This window comes from Thauera sp., from assembly GCF_047601425.1.
GTDB lineage: Bacteria > Pseudomonadota > Gammaproteobacteria > Burkholderiales > Rhodocyclaceae > Thauera.
Map to the genome: position 1 here is coordinate 2,923,710 of NZ_JASGJL010000001.1, position 18,737 is coordinate 2,942,446.

19 protein-coding genes and 2 pseudogenes are annotated in these 18,737 nt (G+C 67.5%); 14 read left to right on the forward strand and 7 right to left on the reverse strand.

What is annotated here, in order from left to right; translation table 11 throughout:
• Positions 1-72 precede the first annotated feature (72 nt).
• The gene (locus QM748_RS14175; RefSeq protein WP_415247572.1) at positions 73-636 is read left to right on the forward strand and encodes a Uma2 family endonuclease; all 564 of its coding nucleotides are present in this window, start codon (positions 73-75) and stop codon (positions 634-636) included.
• 15 nt (positions 637-651) lie between these two features.
• On the opposite strand, the gene QM748_RS14180 is transcribed toward QM748_RS14175, so the two are convergent.
• From QM748_RS14180 to polA, 4 genes and pseudogenes are all read right to left on the reverse strand, one after another.
• Positions 652-1,890 carry an ATP-binding protein gene (locus tag QM748_RS14180; RefSeq protein WP_415247573.1) on the reverse strand — a complete coding sequence of 413 codons (1,239 nt, stop codon included), beginning with the start codon at positions 1,888-1,890 and terminating at the stop codon, positions 652-654.
• Between the two features lie 93 nt (positions 1,891-1,983).
• Positions 1,984-2,448: a D-glycero-beta-D-manno-heptose 1-phosphate adenylyltransferase gene (gene rfaE2, locus QM748_RS14185; RefSeq protein ID WP_415248074.1), complete on the reverse strand. Its 465-nt coding sequence runs from the start codon at positions 2,446-2,448 to the stop codon at positions 1,984-1,986.
• 36 nt (positions 2,449-2,484) lie between these two features.
• Positions 2,485-3,039 (reverse strand): annotated as a pseudogene (gmhA, locus tag QM748_RS14190) (D-sedoheptulose 7-phosphate isomerase); the annotation flags it as partial.
• Between the two features lie 271 nt (positions 3,040-3,310).
• Positions 3,311-6,061 carry a DNA polymerase I gene (polA, locus tag QM748_RS14195; RefSeq protein WP_415247574.1) on the reverse strand — a complete coding sequence of 917 codons (2,751 nt, stop codon included), beginning with the start codon at positions 6,059-6,061 and terminating at the stop codon, positions 3,311-3,313.
• A gap of 65 nt (positions 6,062-6,126) precedes the next feature.
• Between polA and QM748_RS14200 the strand changes: the two genes are divergently transcribed.
• The 13 genes and pseudogenes from QM748_RS14200 to QM748_RS14260 all read left to right on the forward strand — a co-directional run bounded on the left by QM748_RS14200 (position 6,127) and on the right by QM748_RS14260 (position 16,172).
• The gene (locus QM748_RS14200) at positions 6,127-6,867 is read left to right on the forward strand and encodes a TIGR00730 family Rossman fold protein (RefSeq protein WP_415247575.1); all 741 of its coding nucleotides are present in this window, start codon (positions 6,127-6,129) and stop codon (positions 6,865-6,867) included.
• A gap of 67 nt (positions 6,868-6,934) precedes the next feature.
• A complete protein-coding gene (locus tag QM748_RS14205) occupies positions 6,935-7,255 on the forward strand; it encodes a DUF2782 domain-containing protein (RefSeq protein WP_415247576.1) in 321 nt (106 codons plus the stop codon).
• The gene (locus tag QM748_RS14210) at positions 7,252-7,800 is read left to right on the forward strand and encodes a DNA-deoxyinosine glycosylase (RefSeq protein ID WP_415247577.1); all 549 of its coding nucleotides are present in this window, start codon (positions 7,252-7,254) and stop codon (positions 7,798-7,800) included. Before QM748_RS14205 ends, QM748_RS14210 begins: the two co-directional genes overlap by 4 nt.
• Positions 7,801-7,844: 44 nt before the next feature.
• The gene (locus QM748_RS14215; RefSeq protein WP_415247578.1) at positions 7,845-8,801 is read left to right on the forward strand and encodes a homoserine kinase; all 957 of its coding nucleotides are present in this window, start codon (positions 7,845-7,847) and stop codon (positions 8,799-8,801) included.
• Entirely contained in the window at positions 8,798-9,619 is an 822-nt protein-coding gene (locus QM748_RS14220; protein WP_415247579.1) for a BPSS1780 family membrane protein, read from the forward strand. The genes QM748_RS14215 and QM748_RS14220 overlap by 4 nt, the downstream gene beginning before the upstream one ends.
• A gap of 10 nt (positions 9,620-9,629) precedes the next feature.
• Positions 9,630-10,397, forward strand: coding sequence for a BPSS1780 family membrane protein (locus QM748_RS14225; protein WP_415247580.1), 768 nt, complete (start codon positions 9,630-9,632; stop codon positions 10,395-10,397).
• Complete coding sequence (gene nadD, locus QM748_RS14230) at positions 10,394-11,107, forward strand: nicotinate-nucleotide adenylyltransferase (RefSeq protein WP_415247581.1); 714 nt, start codon at positions 10,394-10,396, stop codon at positions 11,105-11,107. The genes QM748_RS14225 and nadD overlap by 4 nt, the downstream gene beginning before the upstream one ends.
• Positions 11,107-11,470: pseudogene (rsfS, locus tag QM748_RS14235) on the forward strand (ribosome silencing factor). Before nadD ends, rsfS begins: the two are co-directional and overlap by 1 nt.
• Position 11,471: 1 nt before the next feature.
• Positions 11,472-11,942: a 23S rRNA (pseudouridine(1915)-N(3))-methyltransferase RlmH gene (gene rlmH, locus QM748_RS14240; RefSeq protein ID WP_415247582.1), complete on the forward strand. Its 471-nt coding sequence runs from the start codon at positions 11,472-11,474 to the stop codon at positions 11,940-11,942.
• Positions 11,943-11,946: 4 nt separating this feature from the next.
• On the forward strand, positions 11,947-12,558 hold the full coding sequence (locus QM748_RS14245; RefSeq protein WP_415247583.1) for a Maf family protein: 612 nt from the start codon (positions 11,947-11,949) through the stop codon (positions 12,556-12,558).
• A gap of 203 nt (positions 12,559-12,761) precedes the next feature.
• Positions 12,762-14,216, forward strand: coding sequence for a ribonuclease G (rng, locus tag QM748_RS14250; protein ID WP_415247584.1), 1,455 nt, complete (start codon positions 12,762-12,764; stop codon positions 14,214-14,216).
• Between the two features lie 8 nt (positions 14,217-14,224).
• On the forward strand, positions 14,225-15,169 hold the full coding sequence (locus QM748_RS14255) for a prenyltransferase (RefSeq protein ID WP_415247585.1): 945 nt from the start codon (positions 14,225-14,227) through the stop codon (positions 15,167-15,169).
• Between the two features lie 70 nt (positions 15,170-15,239).
• Positions 15,240-16,172, forward strand: coding sequence for a DUF4351 domain-containing protein (locus tag QM748_RS14260; protein ID WP_415247586.1), 933 nt, complete (start codon positions 15,240-15,242; stop codon positions 16,170-16,172).
• Positions 16,173-16,198: 26 nt separating this feature from the next.
• Here the strand turns inward: QM748_RS14260 and QM748_RS14265 are convergent, their stop codons facing one another.
• From QM748_RS14265 to QM748_RS14275, 3 genes are all read right to left on the reverse strand, one after another.
• Complete coding sequence (locus QM748_RS14265) at positions 16,199-16,912, reverse strand: ABC transporter ATP-binding protein (protein ID WP_415247587.1); 714 nt, start codon at positions 16,910-16,912, stop codon at positions 16,199-16,201.
• A gap of 79 nt (positions 16,913-16,991) precedes the next feature.
• Positions 16,992-17,741 (reverse strand): ABC transporter ATP-binding protein, encoded by a 750-nt coding sequence (locus tag QM748_RS14270; RefSeq protein ID WP_415247588.1) that lies wholly within the window; start codon positions 17,739-17,741, stop codon positions 16,992-16,994.
• Positions 17,738-18,685 carry a branched-chain amino acid ABC transporter permease gene (locus tag QM748_RS14275; protein ID WP_415248075.1) on the reverse strand — a complete coding sequence of 316 codons (948 nt, stop codon included), beginning with the start codon at positions 18,683-18,685 and terminating at the stop codon, positions 17,738-17,740. Before QM748_RS14275 ends, QM748_RS14270 begins: the two co-directional genes overlap by 4 nt.
• Positions 18,686-18,737: the final 52 nt, after the last annotated feature.

Genomic DNA, 18,737 nt, shown 5'->3' on the forward strand with positions numbered 1-18,737 from the left:
ACCATGGCCTCAAGCTGGACGCTCCAGGCTGATTTATCATTGCACCCTACCCCGCCCCCGATGGAGGCCCGCATGAGCAGCATTCCTGCACACCGCGAGAAAATCAGCATCGAAGACTATCTCGACGGCGAAACCCGTACCGAGATCAAGCACGAATACCTGGACGGCGAAGTCGTCGCCATGGGCGGCGCAAGCGCGAAACACGGCCTGGTCGCCGGTGCACTCCATGCAGCAGCACTCCCCCATGCGCGCCGCAAAGGCTGCCAGCTTTTCATGGCCGACATGAAGGTTCGGGTGGTTCATACCAAGCAGACCTTTTTTTACTACCCCGATCTGCTGCTGGCCTGCGACCCGCAGGACCGCGACCCCTATTTCCGCCGCCATCCCAGCCTGATCGTCGAGGTGCTGTCGCCCAGCACCGAGCGCATCGACCACCGCGAGAAGCTGTTCGCCTACCAGACGATTCCGACACTGCGCGAATACATGCTGGTCGATCCCGAAAAACGCCACGTGGAAATCTACCGCTTCGGCGATCCGGGGCAGTACGAAGTCCATACCCAGGGCAGCATCCGGCTCGACTGCCTGGATGCGGAAATCACCCTGGACGAGATCTACATGGATGCGGAGGCGGTGTGAGGGAAGCCCTCGGGATCAACGTCCCCACAGCGAAGACAGCGGCGCTGCCCACAGGCCTTTGCCCAAGGGCAGGGTTTCCTTGCCGTCGTAGAGCAGCACCCCCATTCTGAACCGGTCGCCAGCCAGACCGGCGAGTTTTCGCAAACCGCGCAAGTCGCTTTCCTGCACCGTGGCCGAAGCCTTCACTTCGACGCCAAGCAGCTCGCCAACAGTGTTCTCGATGACGAAATCGACTTCCACCTTGTCGGCATCGCGGTAATACATCAACTGGTAGTCGCCCTCTGCCCACGCCATGTGCTTGAGCATCTCGCCAAAAACGAAGGACTCCAGGACCTTGCCGAAACGGCCGCGATCCTCAGCCACGCGCACCTCGCCCAGATCCATCAGCGTGGCCAGCAAACCGGAATCGATGAACTGCAGCTTCGGCGTTTTCACCACGCGGCTGAGCCGGTTGCGTCCCCAGGGATCGATCCGCTTGAGCAGGTACATCTGCTCAAATACACCCACATAGCGCAAGGCCGTCTTGCCGTCCAGGCCGATCTGCCCGCCCAGTCGGGTGTAGTTGCACATCTGCCCGGCGGTCTGCGCCAAGGCCCGCAGGAAGCGCGGCAACTGATCCAGACGCTCGATGCCGGCAATGTCCCGGACATCGCGCTGAATGATGGCATCGATGTATTGCCGAGCCCAGGCCACACGCCGGCGCGAAGCGTTTCTGGCGATGGCTTCGGGATAACCGCCGCGCAGCACCCGCCCGGCCAGTTCGTCGCCCAGTGCGAACACCTTTGCCTCAGGAAGGGCACCTTCGAATGCGGCATCGACCCAGTTTGCCGCCCCTCCTTCGATTTCGCCTTGCGCCAGCGGCATCAGAGACAGAGTCTCCATCCTCCCGGCGAGCGAGTCGGCCACGGTCGGCAGCGTCATCAGGTTGGCTGAACCGGTCAGCAGGAAGCGGCCAGGACGGCGATCTTCATCGATGCTGGCCTTGATCGCCAGCAGCAACTGCGGCGCACGCTGGATTTCGTCGATGACGGCCCGATCCAGGCTACGGATCATTCCGGCCGGATCTTCGCGGGCGGACAGCAGGGTCAACTCATCGTCGAGCGCCAGATAACGAAAGCCCTGTTCGGCAAACTGGCGCACCAGTGTCGTCTTGCCGGCTTGCCTGGGGCCGGCGAGCAGCACTGCCGGTGTATCGAGCAGAGCCTCGGCAATGCGAGGGGCGATCCAACGAAGGTAAAGCGGGGCGGAGTCCATGCCTGAACTCTAGCGTAACCCCCGGAATCAGTTCCCGTAAAATTCGGAATCAATCCTCGTAAATTTCGGAATCAGAGCCCGTAAATTCCGGAATCAAGCACCGTCGCGGATGCGCTCGATCAGGCTGGTGGTCGAGTGCCCTTCAACGAACCCCAGCACCCTGACGTCGCCGCCAGCGCGGCGCACGCAGTCGCCGCCGGCGATCTGGTCGGGGGTGTAGTCGCCGCCCTTGACCAGCAGGTCGGGCAGCACGGCGCAGATCAGGCGCTCGGGCGTGTCTTCGGCGAACGGCACCACCCAATCCACACAGCCGAGCGCGGCGAGCATGCGCATGCGGTGGGCCAGCGAATTGACCGGGCGGCCGTCGCCCTTGAGGCGGCGTACCGAGTCGTCGTCGTTGACGGCGACGATCAGGCGCTGGCCGAGCGCGCGGGCCTGTTCGAGGTATTCGATGTGGCCGGGGTGGAGGATGTCGAAACAGCCGTTGGTCATGACCACGCGCTCGCCGGCCTGGCGCGCGGCGCGGACGGTGGCGATGGCCCGGGCTTCGTCCAGCACGCCGGCGGCCGAGGCCTTGGCCGCATCCGCGGTGGCGAGGTGGGCGTCGACGTGGGCGCACCACATGTGGCCGATCATGATGTGGCATTCCTGGATGTGGGCCGTCTCGGCGACGCCGATGATGACTGCCAGGTCCACCAGCTCGCGCAGCTTGCCGCCGTCACGGCCGAGCAGGCCGATGACCTCCACGCCGCGCCGGCGCGCCGCTTCGACCGCGGCGATGACGTTGGGGCTGTTGCCGCTGGTGGAGATGCCGACCAGCACGTCGCCCGGCTGGCCGAGCGCATCGACCTGGCGCGCGAAGACGTCATCGAAGCCGTAGTCGTTACCGACCGCGGTGAGGATGGAGGTGTCGGTGGTGAGCGCGATGCCGGGCAGCGCACGGCGCTCGGCGACAAAGCGGCCGACCAGCTCGGCGGCGATGTGCTGGGCGTCGGCGGCGCTGCCGCCGTTGCCGCAGAACAGGATCTTGTTGCCGCGGTTGAGTGCCGCGCTGATGCGCTGCGCGCCGGCTTCGACCACCTGTTCGATGGCGCGCAGGGCCTCGATGGCGGCCAGGTGCTTGTCGATGTACTGGGTGAAGAAGCTCATGGGTGATCTCGCGGTTCGGCCCCGGCGCGGGCCGGGGCAAGCATTCTGGATGCCGGCGATGCTAGCACGCAGCTTTGCTGCGGGCGGCTATCGGGGCGATTGATTCGCTAAAGCACCGGGTGGCTTCAGCCGCGAAAATAGCGGTTGGGGGTGGCCATGAGGCCCAATTCGCGGCGAGGCGCCCCCAGCTGAAGCCGCTCCTGCGGAAAAATGGGCGGCACGTCGAAAAGATGGACGGTGCAGCAAAGACAACAAAGGGCAACACGTACGCCTAGTGCGCCTCATCCCAGTTGTCGCCCGCCCCCACTTCGACCAGCAGCGGCACGTTCAGCTCCGCGACGCCGCCCATCAGCTTGGGCAGTTCGCTGCGGATGGCCTCAAGCTCGCCCTTGGGCACTTCCAGCACCAGTTCGTCGTGCACCTGCAGCACCAGCTTCGACTTCAGCCCGGATGCGGCCAGCCAGTCGCTGGTGGCGATCATCGCCTTCTTGATCAGGTCGGCGGCGGTGCCCTGCATCGGCGCGTTGATCGCCGCGCGTTCGGCGCCCTGGCGGCGGCCGGCCTGGGCGGCGCGGATGTCGGGCAGGTAGAGGCGGCGGCCGAACACGGTTTCGACGTAGCCTTGCTCGCGCGCCTCGATGCGGGTGCGTTCCATGTAGTCGGCGACGCCGGGGTAACGGGCGAAATAGCGGTCGATCCAGCCCTGGGCCGCGGCGCGCTCGATGCCGAGGTTCTTGGCCAGGCCGTGCGCGCTCATGCCGTAGATGAGGCCGAAGTTGATCACCTTGGCGTAGCGGCGCTGTTCGCTGCTGACTTCGGTCGGAGGCACGCCGAACACTTCGCTGGCGGTGGCGCGGTGCACGTCCTCGCCGTGGGCGAAGGCTTCGAGCAGGCGGGCGTCGCCCGACAGGTGGGCCATGATGCGCAGCTCGATCTGCGAGTAGTCGGCGGAGACGATCAGGTGATCCTTGGGCGCGATGAAGGCGGCGCGGATGCGGCGGCCTTCGGGCGTGCGGATCGGGATGTTCTGCAGGTTGGGCTCGGAGCTGGACAGCCGGCCGGTGACCGCGGTGGCCTGCGAGAAGCTGGTGTGCACCCGGCCGGTGGCGGGGTTGACCATGCGCGGCAGCTTGTCGGCGTAGGTGCTCTTGAGCTTGGACAGGCTGCGGTGCTCGAGCAGCAGCTTGGGCAGCGGGTAGTCTTCGGCGAGCTTTTCCAGCACTTCTTCGTCGGTGGAGGGCTGGCCGGTGGCGGTCTTCTTGACCACCGGCAGGCCGAGCTTGCCGAACAGGATCTCGCCGAGCTGCTTGGGCGAACCGAGGTTGAAGGGCTGGCCGGCCAGTTCGTGCGCCTGCAGTTCGAGTTCGTGCAGGCGGCGGCCGAGCTCTTCGGAGTGCTGGGCGAGCAGGAAGGGGTCGATCAGCACTCCGGTGCGCTCCATCTGCTGCAGCACACGCAGCACCGGCAGCTCGATGTCGCGGTAGAGCGCGGCGAGCCGGGGTTCGGCTTCGAGCTGCGGCCACAGGTGCCGGTGCAGGCGCAGTGTGACGTCGGCGTCCTCGGCGGCGTATTCGGTGGCCCGCTCGACCGCGACATCAAAGAAGCCGATCTGCTTGGCGCCCTTGCCGCAGACGTCGGTGTAGGGGATCGTCGTCAGGCCGAGATGGCGGCGGGCGAGCGAATCCATGTCGTGCGACTTGTCGCTTTCGAGCACGTAGGATTCGAGCAGGGTGTCGTGGGCGATGCCGCGCAGGGTGATGCCGTGGTTGGCGAGCACGTGGGCGTCGTACTTCAGGTTCTGGCCGAGCTTGGCATGGGTATCGGATTCCAGCCAGGGCCGCAGCTTGTCCAGCACCTCGGCCAGCGGCAGTTGCTCGGGCGCTTCGGCGCCGCGGTGTGCCAGCGGCAGGTAAGCGGCTTGACCCGCCGCGACGGCGAAGGACATGCCGACCAGTTGCGCGGCCATCGGGTCGAGGCTGGTGGTTTCGGTGTCGAAGGCGGTGAGTTCGGCGGCGCCGATCCTAGCCAGCCAGGTCTCGAAGCTGTCCCAGTCGAGGATCGTGGCGTAGTTGCCGCGGTGCGATCCTGCTTCGGCCGGCTCCGCGCCCTTGCTTTCACCATCCGGAGCAAAACGGCGCGCTTCGGTAGCGGCTTTCGACGCGGCGACGCTGCTGGCGCCGGCATCAATGTCCTTCAGCCAGGAGCGGAACTCGAAGCGCTCGTACAGCGCGCGCAGCGCCACCTTGTCGTCGCCGCGCGCGGGCAGTTCGTCCAGCGTCACCGGCAGGTCGACGTCGGTGGCCACCGTCACCAGCTTGCGCCCCAGCGGCAGGAAGTCCAGGTGTTTGCGCAGGTTCTCGCCGACCTTGCCGCCGATCTTGTCGGCGTTGGCGACCAGGTTGTCGAGGTCGCCGTACTCGGCCAGCCATTTCAGCGCGGTCTTGGGGCCGCATTTCTCCACTCCGGGCACGTTGTCCACAGTGTCGCCGACCAGGGTCAGGTAATCGATGATGCGCTCGGGCGGCACGCCGAACTTGGCTTCGACGCCAGCCGAATCCAGCACTTCCTCGCTCATGGTGTTGACCCACTGCACGCCGGGGCGCACGAGCTGGGTGAGGTCCTTGTCGCCGGTGGAGATCACCACTTCCCAGCCGCGTTCCAGCGCCTGGCGGGTCAGCGTGCCGATGACGTCGTCGGCCTCGACGCCCTCGACCGACAGCAGCGGCCAGCCTTCGGCGGCCACCGCTTCGTGCAGCGGCTCGATCTGCGCGCGCAGGTCGTCGGGCATCGACGGGCGGTGGGCCTTGTATTCGGGATACCAGTCGTCGCGGAAGGTCTTGCCCTTGGCGTCGAACACGCAGGCACGAAATTCCGCCTTGTAGTCGCTTTCCAGCCGACGTAGCATCGACAGCACTCCCCGTATCGCCCCCGTCGGCTCGCCCTGCGAATTGCGCAGATCGGGCAGCGCATGGAAGGCGCGATAGAGGTAGCTGGAGCCATCGACGAGCAGCAGGGTCGGCATTTCTGGAAATCCTCGGGAACGGGGTCCGGCCTGCTCCGGCCGGGAACATACATGAGAACAACAACATGACCGCGAAAGACAAACTCCCCCGCAGCATCCGCGCCCACAGCGCGCCGGACGGCGGCACACCGCGCTACAACGCACGCGAGTCCTGGCGGATCTTCGGAATTATGGCAGAGTTCGTGGAGGCGACCGACCGCCTGTCGGCCATCCGGCCCGCAGTGTCGATCTTCGGCAGCGCGCGCATACCGCCCGACCACATGTACTACATCCTGGCCGAGCAGATCGCACGCCGGCTGTCGGACTCCGGCTTCACCGTGATCTCCGGCGGCGGGCCGGGCATCATGGAGGCTGCCAACAAGGGCGCCTTCTTCGGCAAGAGCCCGTCGGTGGGGCTGAACATCCAGCTGCCGCTGGAGCAGACCGCCAACCCCTACCAGGACATCTCGCAGACCTTCCGCCACTTCTTCGCGCGCAAGTTCATGTTCGTCAAGTTCGCTGCCGCCTACGTGGTGATGCCGGGCGGCTTCGGCACGCTGGACGAACTGCTCGAAGCGATGACGCTGATCCAGACCAAGAAGAGCCAGAAGATTCCGATCATCCTGGTGCACGGCCCGTTCTGGCAGGGCCTGCTCGACTGGTTCCGCGACCGTCTGGTCGCCGACGGCATGGTCAACCCGGAAGACCTGGACCTGGTGCAGGTCATCGACACACCCGAAGAAGTCGTCGAGGCCATCTTCAAGCATTACGAACGGCGCGGCTTCCAGCCGATGCCGGCCGAGCACGACATGATGCTGAACCTGTAGCCCGCTCGCCCGCGGCAGCAGGCTTCGGCCCAAACGGCTAGAATTACGGCATCTTCTGGAGAACACCATGCGCCGCACCCTGATCGCCCTGCTGCTCGCCGCCGTCATGCCGGCCTACGCCCAGCAGCCGCCCGCCCTCGAGCCGATTCCCGAGCCGCCGCCGATGCCTGCCGAAGGCGATGTCGACGAGCCGCAGGTCACCATCATCCAGCGCGGCGAGGACACCGTCGCCGAATACCGCATCCGCGGCCAGCTCTACATGGTCAAGGTGACACCGCCGCACGGCGTGCCCTACTACCTGATCGACAAGGAAGGCAAGGGCAAGATGGTGCGCGAGGATTCCCTGCCCGACCTGGCGGTGCCGATGTGGGTGATCAAATCCTGGTGAGCACGCCCCCCCGCGTGCGCTGCTTCGCGCCCGCCGTGCGTGCCGACGCGCGGGTGCTGGTGCTCGGCAGCATGCCGGGCCAGGCTTCGCTCGACGCCGCGCAGTACTACGCCCATCCGCGCAACGCCTTCTGGCCGATCATGGGGGCGCTGTTCGGCGCCGGCCCGGAGCTGCCCTACGCCGCGCGGCTGCTCAGGCTGAACGCGGCCGGCGTGGCGCTGTGGGACGTGATCGCCGCCTGTGAGCGCAGCGGCAGCCTCGACAGCGCGATCGCCCCCGGCAGCATCGAGCCGAACGACTTTGCCGGCCTGTTCCGCTCCTGTCCGCAGATCACGCACGTCTTCTTCAACGGCACCACCGCCGAAACGGCTTTCCGCCGCCATGTGCGGGGTCGTGTCGCGCTGCCGCCCGGCCTGGCCTTCACCCGCCTGCCATCGACCAGCCCGGCGCATGCCGCGCGCGGCTTCGACGCCAAGCTGGCCGCATGGCAGGCAGTGCGCGTGGCAGCCGCTTCTGCCAACCCAGCCGCCGTGCTGGCGGCCTGACTCAAACCACTCGGTCAACCCGCCCATCGCCCCTCGGAGTCCGCATGTCCGTCTTCACGCACGTCCCCGAAACCACGCTTGCCGAATGGCTGAAAGGCTATGCCGTCGGCCGGCTGGTGGAGCTGAAAGGCATTTCGGCCGGCGTGCAGAACAGCAACTTCTTCGTCACCACCACGCTCGGCCGCTACGTGCTGACGCTGTTCGAAGACCTGTCTCGCGCCGAACTGCCCTACTACCTGCACCTGATGGCGCACCTGTCGCGCCACGGCCTGCCGGTGCCGGGGCCGATCGCCAACCGCGACAACGAATACCTCGGCACCCTGCAGGGCCGGCCCGCCGCGCTGGTGGTGCGGCTGTCGGGTTCGTCCGAGATGGATCCCGGTCTCACCCACTGCGGGAAGATCGGCGCCATGCTCGCCGGCCTTCACCTCGCCGGGCAGTCCTACGGCCGCCGCCAGGAGAATCCGCGCGGCGCTGCCTGGCGGGCAAGCACCGCGCAGGTGGTGCGCCCCTTTCTGCCTGAAGACGAACAGGCAATGCTCGATGCCGAGCTGGCCTTCCAGGCGAGCGTCGATGCCAGCGCCCTGCCCCAGGGCGCGATCCACGCCGACCTGTTCCGCGACAACGTGCTGTGGGACAGGGACGAAGACGGCACGCCGCGTATCGGCGGCCTGATCGACTTCTACTTTGCCGGCTACGACGTCCTGCTGTTCGACGTCGCCGTGACCGTCAACGACTGGTGCAGCCAGCCCGACGGCCGGCTCGACCCCGCCCGCAGCCAGGCCCTGCTCGACGCCTACCACGCCGAGCGGCCGTTCACCGCCGCAGAGCGCGCTGCCTGGCCGGCGATGCTGCGCGCCGCGGCGTTGCGCTTCTGGCTATCGCGCGCGGCCGACTTCCATCGCCCGCGCAGCGGCGAGATGGTTCTGGTCAAGGACCCGAACGAATACCGCAACATCCTGCGCCTGCGCGCCGCAGGCGTGCCGCCCCTGCCGCTATGACCAGGCAAGGACATCTCCCTCCCGCTCCCGCCCCTGGCGACGTCGCCCCGGGTCACGCCCTGCAATGGCTGGCCGACGGCTGGCGGCTGTTCATGAAAGCTCCAGTGGTGTGGGCGATCCAGGCCTTCATCGTCTTCGTCATCCTCGCCGCGCTGGGCGTGCTGCCCATCCTCGGCTGGGCGGCGGCGCCGATCGCGCTGCCGGTGCTGCTGGCAGGCATGCTGTCCGGCGCCCAGGCGCTCGACCGCGGCGAGACACTGCGCATCGACCACCTGTTCGACGGCATCCGCCGCCATGCCGCCAACCTGCTGCTGGTCGGCACCTTCCACCTGCTGGGCGCGCTGCTGGCGGCGCTGGTGGCGGCAGCGATCAGCGGCAGCGCGATGCTGACCGGCATGGTGGTCGGCAGCGTGCCCGGCGCAGGCATGGCGGCCGGCGGCGTGATGTTCGGCGCCCTGGTGTTCACCGGGCTGTGGGTGCTGCTGCTGATGGCGCTGTGGTTCGCCCCGGCGCTGGTGATGCTGCACGGCGTGGCCCCGCTCGAAGCGATGATGCTGTCCGCCCGCGCCTGCTTCCACAACCTGCTCGCCTTCATCGTGCTTGCCGCGCTGCTGTACGTGCTGGCCTGGGTGGCGCTGATCCCGGCCGGACTGGGCATGCTGGCGCTGCTGCCGGTGACGGCCGGCGCGCTGTATGCGGCCTGGCGGGAAACCTTCGCGCCGCAGTTCCCTGCGCTGCCGGCTCCGGGCAAGAGTTCCGCCGATGCGGCTGGCGCCTCCGGTACGAATACCCCTGCTCCCGGCCCCGATTCCGACTGAAGATCCAACGATGCAAGCAAATACCCTTCGTACCGCGCACGGCTGGAACTGGCTGCGCGAAGGCCTGCAGCTCTGGCGCAAGAACCCCGCACTGATCAGTTTCGCCGCCTTCGGCTACCTGCTGGCGCTGCTGGTGGTCAGCATCTTCCCCTTCGTCGGCCAGATCGCCGCCTCACTGCTCATGCCGGCGCTGTCGGTGGGCGTGCTCAATGCCTGCCGGGCAGTCGATGCCGGCAGGAAGGTCGGGCCGGACGTGCTGTTTTCGGGCTTTCGCGGCAACCTGCCGTCGCTGCTGGCCATCGGCGGCCTCTACCTGGCGGGCTCGGTGCTGGTCCTGCTGGTGGTGTCGATGGTCGATGACGGCACACTGGCGGCGATGATGCGCGGCGACGGCGATGTCAACGAAGCGGCCCTGGCGAACTCCAACATCGGCACCACGCTGCTGGTGGGGACCCTGCTGTCCACGCCGCTGATGATGGCCTACTGGTTCGCGCCGATGCTGGCTTCCTGGTGGAAACTGCCCGCCGCCAAGGCGATGTTCTTCAGCTTCTACGCCTGCCTGCGCAACTGGCGCCCCTTCCTCGCCTACGCGATCGGCGTGATGGTGTTCGGCGCCGTGCTGCCCGGCCTGCTCATCGGCGTGCTGGGCCTGGTTTCGCCCACGATCGCCACGCTGGCGTCCTTTCCGCTGCCGCTGATCCTGGTGCCGGTGCTGTTCGGCAGCTTCTACGCCAACACCCGCGACGTGTTCGGCCTGCCGGGCGATCTCCGCCAATGAGCGCAGCCCGGGACAGCGCAGCGGCGAGCACCCCGCTCGGCCTGCTCGGCGGCACGTTCGATCCGATCCATTTCGCCCACCTGCGGCTGGCGGAAGAGGCGCGCGAAGCGCTGGGGCTGGAGCGGGTACGCCTGATTCCCGCCGGCCAGCCGCCGCACCGCGGCGATCCCGGCAGCACCGCCGAGGACCGCCTGGCGATGACACGCCTGGCCGCCGCCGGCAATGAAGGCCTCGAAGTCGACGATGGGGAAGTGCGTGCCGAACAGAAAAGCTACACGGTGCTGACGCTCGAGCGCCTGCGCACCGACCTCGGTCCGCGGCGCCCGCTGGTGCTGATCCTCGGCGCCGATGCCTTCGAAGGCCTGCCCCAATGGCATCGCTGGCAGGAGCTGTTCTCGCTGGCCCACATCGCCGTCGCCAACCGCCCCGGCTATTCACCCCACGCCCGCCGCTGGCCGGCGACGCTGTCGCCTGAGCTTGCCGCGCTGTGCGAAGGCCGCCACACCTCCGACCCGGCCGAGCTGCGCGCGGCCCCGGCCGGACGCATCATCCCCTTCGACATGACGCCGCTGGCGATTTCGGCCACGCTGATCCGCGACCTGATCGGTCACGGCCACAGCGCGCGCTATTTGCTGCCCGATTCCGTTCTCGACTATATTGGGGCGAATGGGCTCTACACCCGCAACCTGACTGGACACGCTTCCCCTTGATGGACACTCCTGCACTGCAACAAATCGTCGTTTCCGCCCTAGAAGACATCAAGGCGCGCGACATCGAAGTCATCGACACTTCGCGCAACACCCCGCTGTTCGACCGCATCGTCGTCGCCAGCGCCGACTCCGGCCGCCAGAACCCGCGCCCTGGCCCGCAACGTGCATGACAAGGCACGCGAAGCCGGCGCCGACGTGCTCAGCATCGAAGGCGAGGACAGCGGCGAATGGGTGCTGGTGGACCTGGGCAGCATCGTGGTCCACATCATGCAACCCGCCATCCGCGCCCACTATCGCCTGGAAGAGCTTTGGAACACCGCCCCGGCCTCTCGCAAGCCGGCACAGGCCGCCGCGGGAAAGTGAATTGAAGCTTGCCGTCGTCGCCGTCGGCCACCGCATGCCCGGCTGGGTCGAGGCCGGCTTCGACGAGTTCGCCCGCCGCATGCCGCGCGAGCTGCCGCTGCAGCTGGTCGAGGTCAAGGCCGAGCCGCGCACCAGCGGCAAGACCGTGGACGCGATGATGACGGCCGAAGCGGCACGCATCGAAGCCGCGCTGCCGCCGCGCTGCCGCCGGGTCATCCTCGACGAGCGCGGCGCCGACCTGAGCACGCTGGCGCTGTCGCGCAGGCTGGAAGCCTGGCAGGGCGAAGGCCAGGACGTGGCCCTGATCGTCGGCGGCCCGGACGGGCTGGCACCGGCGCTGAAGGCCACCGCCCATGAAGCCATCCGCCTGTCCAGCCTGACCCTGCCGCACGCCCTGGTGCGCCCGCTGCTGGCCGAGGCGCTTTACCGCGCCTTGACGGTGCTGCGCAACCACCCCTATCACCGTGAATGATCCGATGAACCCACGCATCTACCTTGCCTCGAAGAGCCCCCGCCGGCGCGAACTGCTGCGCCAGATCGGCGTCCATTTCGACGTGCTGACCTTCCGCACCGGCGAGCGCGGCGAAGACCCCGACGTCGACGAAAGCACCCTTTCCGGAGAAGGCGTCGAACGCTACGTCGAACGCCTGGCACTGACCAAGGCCCAGGCAGGCGTACGCCGCATCCAGTGGCGCAAGCTGCTGCGCCATCCGGTACTCGCGGCCGACACCGCGCTGGAGCTGGACGGCGACATCATCGGCAAGCCGGCCGACACCGCCGACGCCCATGCCATCCTGCGCCGCCTGTCCGGCCGCAGCCATCGCGTGCTGACGGCGCTGGCGATCAGCGACGGCGAGCGCACGCGCAGCAAGCTGTCGATCAGCACGGTTAGGTTCCGCGAGCTGTCCGACCTCGAGATCCGCCACTACGTCGCCACCGGCGAGCCGATGGACAAGGCCGGCGCCTACGGCATCCAGGGCAAGGCGGCGATCTTCATCGAGGAAATCCACGGCAGCTACTCCGGCATCATGGGCCTGCCCTTGTTCGAGACCGCGCACCTGCTGGAGACCTTCGGCTATCCTCTGTGACCCGCGCAATTCGCCGTAGAATCTCTCGCAGGAGCGGCTTTGGCGCGACCGCTGCTGTCGCGGCTCGGCGCCCCCGGCCAAAGCCGCTCCTGCGAAACACAGGGCCTGCCGATAGCCGGGCCACGATGGATGAGCAATGCGCAAGGGCGGCCCGATCGGGAAGGTGAGCCGCCCTTGCGCATTTCCCATTGACGCAGGCATTCATGAGCACGGAATTCCTCATCAACTTCACCCCGCAGGAAACGCGGGTGGCGATCATCGAACAGGGTGTGGTGCAGGAACTGCACATCGAGCGCACCGCCAGCCGCGGCATCGTCGGCAACGTTTACCTCGGTAAGGTCGTGCGGGTGCTGCCCGGCATGCAGTCGGCCTTCATCGACATCGGCCTGGAGCGCACCGCCTTCCTGCACGTGGCGGACATCTGGAGCGAACGCCAGAACGGCGAGGCCGCGCGCCCGATCGAACGCATCCTGACCGAAGGCCAGAGCCTGATGGTGCAGGTGCTGAAGGACCCGATCGGCACCAAGGGCGCCCGGCTGTCGACGCAGATCAGCTTGGCCGGCCGCCTGCTGGTCTACCTGCCGCAGGAAAAACACATCGGCATCTCGCAGCGCATCGAGGACGAGGCCGAGCGCGAGGCCCTGCGCGACCGCCTGGGCGCGCTGGTGCCCGCCGACGAGCCCGGCGGCTTCATCGTGCGGACGATGGCCGAATCCGCCTCGGATGCCGAACTGGCGGCCGACATCGCCTACCTGCGCAAGCTGTGGGGCGAGATCCGCAACAGCACCACCGGTCTGTTCCCGCCCAAGCTGCTGCACGAAGATCTCGGCCTCGGCCAGCGCGCGCTGCGCGATCTCGCCAACGACGACACCGCGCGCATCCGCGTCGATTCGCGGGAAAACTTCCAGAAGCTCACCGCCTTCGCCGCCGAATACACCCCCAAGGTGCTGCCGCTGCTCGAGCACTATGCCGGCGAACGGCCGCTGTTCGAGCTGTACAACGTCGAGGAAGAGATCCAGAAAGCGCTCGCCCGCCGCGTGGATCTGAAGTCAGGCGGCTACCTGATCATCGACCAGACCGAGGCGATGACCACGGTCAACGTCAACACCGGCGGCTTCGTCGGCGCGCGCAACTTCGACGACACCATCTTCAAGACCAACCTCGAAGCCACCCAGGCGATCGCCCGCCAGTTGCGGCTGCGCAACCTGGGCGGCATCATCATCATCGACTTCATCGACATGGAGAACACCGAGCACCGCGAGATGGTGCTCGACGAGTTCCGCAAGGCGCTGTCGCGCGACCACACCAAGATGAGCATCAACGGCTTCACCGCGCTCGGCCTGGTGGAGATGACGCGCAAGCGCACGCGCGAATCGCTCGCCCACCTGCTGTGCGAGCCCTGCCCGACCTGCGACGCCCGCGGCGAGGTCAAGACCGCGCGCACCGTGGCCTACGAAATCCTGCGCGAGCTGCTGCGCGAGGCCCGCCAGTTCAATGCGCGTGAATTCCGCGTGCTTGCCGCGCCGCAGGTGATCGACCTGTTCCTCGACGAAGAAAGCCAGTCGCTGGCGATGCTGTCGGACTTCATCGGCAAGAAGGTCTCGCTGCACGCCGAGGCCAGCTACACGCAGGAACAGTACGACATCGTGCTGCTATGAGCCTGCCGATGCCCGCCCCGCACCCGGCCGAACCGCAGCCCGGCCGCTTCGGCAGCGCCTTCGCCTGCTACTTCGCCGCAACCCGGCCCGCCTTCCTGTCGGTGACGCTGGTGGCCTGCCTGATCGGGCTGGCCAGCGCCTGGCGCAGCGGGGCCGGCATCGACACTACGACGGCCGTGCTCACCGTGCTGTTCGCTCTCGTCGCCCATGCCGGCGTCAATGTCATCAACGATTACCACGACGCGTTGAGCGGCGCCGACGCAGCCAACACCGAGCGCCTGTTCCCCTTCACCGGCGGCAGCCGCTTCATCCAGAACGGCGTGCTGACGCCCCGCCAGACGGGGCTGTTCGGCTACGTGTTGCTGGCGTCGGTGATTCCGGCCGGGCTGTGGCTGACTTGGCAGGCAGGGCCCGGCCTGCTGCTGATCGGCGCCGGCGGCCTGTTTGCCGGCTGGGCCTATTCGGCGCCGCCCTTGAAGCTGATGAGCCGCGGCCTGGGCGAACTGGCGATCGCCGCCGCCTGGCTGCTGGTGGTGGTCGGCACCGACTACGTGCAGCGCGGCAGCTTCGCCGCATTGCCTGCCGCCGCCGGCCTGTCGTATGCGCTGCTGGTCGCCAACCTGCTGTTCATCAACCAGTTCCCCGACCATGCCGGCGACGCCGCGGCAGGCAAGAACACCCTGGTGGTGAAGCTCGGCCCGCAGGCGGCGAAATGGGGCTACCTGCTGATCGCCATCGTCGCCTACGGCTGGCTGGTCGGCATGAGCAGCAACGGCACCCTGCCGCAGAAGACCGCCGCCGCCGCGATGACGCTGGTGCTGTCCTTCTCCGCCGGCCGCGAACTGCTGCAGCACGCCGAAGACCCCGCCGAACTCGGCCCCGCGATCAAGCGCACCATCCTCGCGGCCAACCTGCACGGCTTGATCCTTGCCGGGGCGCTGGTTTTCGGTTGAAGAAGGCACAAGCGACCCAACGGAATCATTTGGCATACAATCCCATTCGTCATGAAATCGGGATTGTGCGATGCCAGCGCCGAGCCACGACCAGAACTTCAAGAACCTGATCCTCGACTACCCTCGGCAGGCGTTGGCCTTCTTCGCAGCCGACGAAGCCCATGATCTGGACGACGCGGTACGCATCACACCGATCCGGCAAGAACAGCTCAAGGGCCGACTCGGCGATCGCTTCCACGAACTCGATGTGCCGCTGCTGGCCGAATGGCCCGACGGCCGGCGCGAGGCCTTGCTGTTCGTGCTCGAGGAAGAAAGCATGCCTGGGCGATTCTCGATCCATCGCCTTGTATCCTACTGTGCCGCCCTTAGTGAATTGATGGATACCGACCGTGTGGTACCGGTGGTGATCTTTCTGCGTGGTGGGGAACGTGTGCGCCGCCAACTGGTGCAGGGCAGCGAGCGGCACACCTATCTGCGCTTCGACTATCTCGCCTGCATCCTCGCCGATACCCCGGCCGACGCCTGGCTGGACAGCCCCAATCTCGTCGCCCGGCTCAACCTGCCCAACATGCGCTGGCCGCGCGAGCGCAAGCTGGAAATCTACGCCCAGGCCGTGCGCGGCCTGATCGGGCTCGAACCGAGCATCGAAAAACGTATCAAATACATGGACTTCATCGACATCTACAGTCCGCTTGACGATAATGAACGGCAGCTGTACCAACAGTGCTATCCGCAGGAGAACGAGGAGATGCTGACCTGGAGCGAACGTGCCCGCCATGCCGGAATGGAGCAAGGCTTGTTGCAGGGCCTGGAAAAAGGTCGTGAAGAAGGCCGCGAGGACGGTGAGCGTGAGCTGCTGACCCGCCAGCTTTCCCGCCGCTTCGGCCCGCTCGACCGCCAGACCTCCGAACGGCTGCAGCGTGCCACTCGCGCCGATCTCGAACGCTGGGCGGACAGCATCCTGGATGCGCAAACGCTGGAAGACGTCTTCGGCGAACACTAAGCACAGCGTCAGCCTCCCACCACCGCTCATACTCCCAGATAACGGCTCCACAACTCCCGCTGTACATCCAGCTCGGCCGAGCTGCCCTGCCAGACGATGCAGCCGCGCTCGAGGATCAGGTTGCGGTCGGCGAGCGGCAGCAGTTTTTCGACGTATTTGTCGACCACCAGCGTGGTCTGGCCCTGGGCCTTCAGCAAGGCCAGGCAGCGCCAGATTTCGTCGCGGATCACCGGCGCCAGGCCTTCGGTGGCTTCGTCGAGGATCAACAGGCGGGGGTTGGTCGAGAGCGCGCGGGCGATCGCCAGCATCTGCTGTTCGCCGCCGGAAAGCTGGTTGCCCATGTGGCCGGCGCGCTCGGCCAGGCGCGGGAACAGCACGTACAGGCGGTCCAGCGTCCAGGGTTCGGCCGCAGCATTGCGGCAGTCGGCGAAGGCAATCAGATGCTCGCGCACGCTCAGGTTCGGAAAGCACTGGCGGCCTTCGGGCACGATCGCGACGCCGAGACGGGCGATGTGGTCGGCGCGTGCGGCGTGGATGGGCGCACCGTCGAACAGGATCTGACCGCGCTGCGGGCGCAGGCCACCGACCAGGGTCTTGATCGTGGTGCTCTTGCCCATGCCGTTGCGGCCCATCAGGGCGACGACCTCACCCGCGCGGATGTCGAAGTCCAGCCCGAACAGCACCTGGCTCGCGCCATAACCAGCTTCCAGGCCCCGGCAGCTCAGCAGCGGCGTACTCATTGCACGATCCTCCGGCAGCGACGCAGCTTCCTCCTTGCGGCAGCAAGAACGCCCTCGGCGGGCAGGCAGGCGAAGGCGCTCATGTCTGCGCCTCCGTGCCGAGATAGACCGACTGCACTTCAGGGTGCCCCTTGACGTGCGCAGCGTCGCCCGAGGTCAGTACCCGGCCATAGACCAGCACCGAAATGCGGTCGGCAAGCCGGAACACCGCGTCCATGTCGTGCTCGATCAGCAGGATCGCGGTTTCGCTGCGCAGGCGGCCGATCAGTTCGACCATCTGCACCGAATCCTCCGGCCCCATGCCGGCCATCGGCTCGTCGAGCAGCAGCAGCCTGGGGTGAGCGGCCAGCGCCAGGGCGAGGTCGAGCCGCTTCTGCATGCCGTGCGGCAGCACGCCGGCGGGACGGTCGAGCACCGCGGCGAGGCCGGTCCTGTCGGCCAGTGCCAGCGCCGCATCCATCAGCGCGGTCTCGGCTTCGCGCCGCCGCAGGCAGCGGAAGCTGGAGCCGGCCTGGGCCTGCACGGCCAGCAGCAGGTTGTCGCGCACCGAATCGTTGCGGAACACGCTGGTGATCTGGAAGCAGCGCGCCAAGCCGTGGCGCACGCGCTGGTACGGCGCCAGGCCGGTCAGATCGGCGCCGTCGAGCACGATGCGGCCGGCGTCGGCCGGCAGCAGGCCGGAGATCAGATTGACCAGGGTCGACTTGCCGGCACCGTTGGGGCCGATCAGGGCGTGGATCTCACCGCGCTCGACGGCGAGGTCAACATGGTCGGTGGCGAGCAGGCCACCGAACCGCTTGACTAGGCCTTCGGCCACGAACAGGCTCATCGGCCGCCCTCCCGGCGCTCGAACAGCGCCGCCAGGCCCTGCGGCGCATGGAACACGGCGAGCAGCAGCAGCACGCCGAGCGGCCAATGCCAGTAGTCGGTGTGCATCTTCAGCGTTTCTTCCAGCACCAGCCACAGCGCCACGCCGAGCGGTGCGCCCCAGCGCCGGCCGAGGCCGCCGAGCATCACCATCACCAGCAGCAATGCCGACTGCGTCCAGTGCATCATCGCCGGGCTGACGAAGGCGTTGTGGCTGGCGAGCAGGCCGCCGGCCAGTCCGGCCACCGCGCCGGCAGCGACGAAGCCGGCGAGCTTGAGCCGATACACCGGGTAGCCGAGCGCGACCATGCGCGTTTCGTTGTCGCGGATGCCGCGCAGCGCATGGCCGTAGCGCGAATGGGCGACGCGGCTGAAGCACGCGAACACCAGCGCGGCGATGACCAGCACCACCCAGTAGAAGACGTCCGGATGCACGCCGTCCAGCCAGGCGCCCATTTCCAGCGGGGTGTACAGGCCATAGCCGTCGTCGCCGCCATAGGTGCGCAGCGACACCGCCAGGTAGTACAGCATCTGGGCGAAAGCCAGCGTGATCATGATGAAATACACCCCGCGCGTGCGCAGCGACACCGCACCGATGAGGGCGGCGGACAGGCCGGCGGCGACCAGCGCGCCGCCCCAGGCCAGCCAGGCGGACGAGAAGCCGGCCTCGACCAGCGCGACCACGGTGTAGGCGCCGACGCCGATGAAGCCGGCATGCCCGAGCGCGGCCATGCCGCCATAGCCGAGGATGAAGTTGAGGCTGCTGGCGGCGATGGCGACGATCAGCAGCCGGCGCACGAAGCCGACGTAGTATTCCAGCCCGAAGCTCGGTGCCAGCAGCGGGAACAGCGCCAGGATCACCAGCACCAGCCAGGGCAGGCGGCGGGCGAAGCCCGGAAAGCGCACCGCGAAGGGCCGATGTGGGTGTTCGGCCACGGCGCAGGCAGCACCTGTGGTG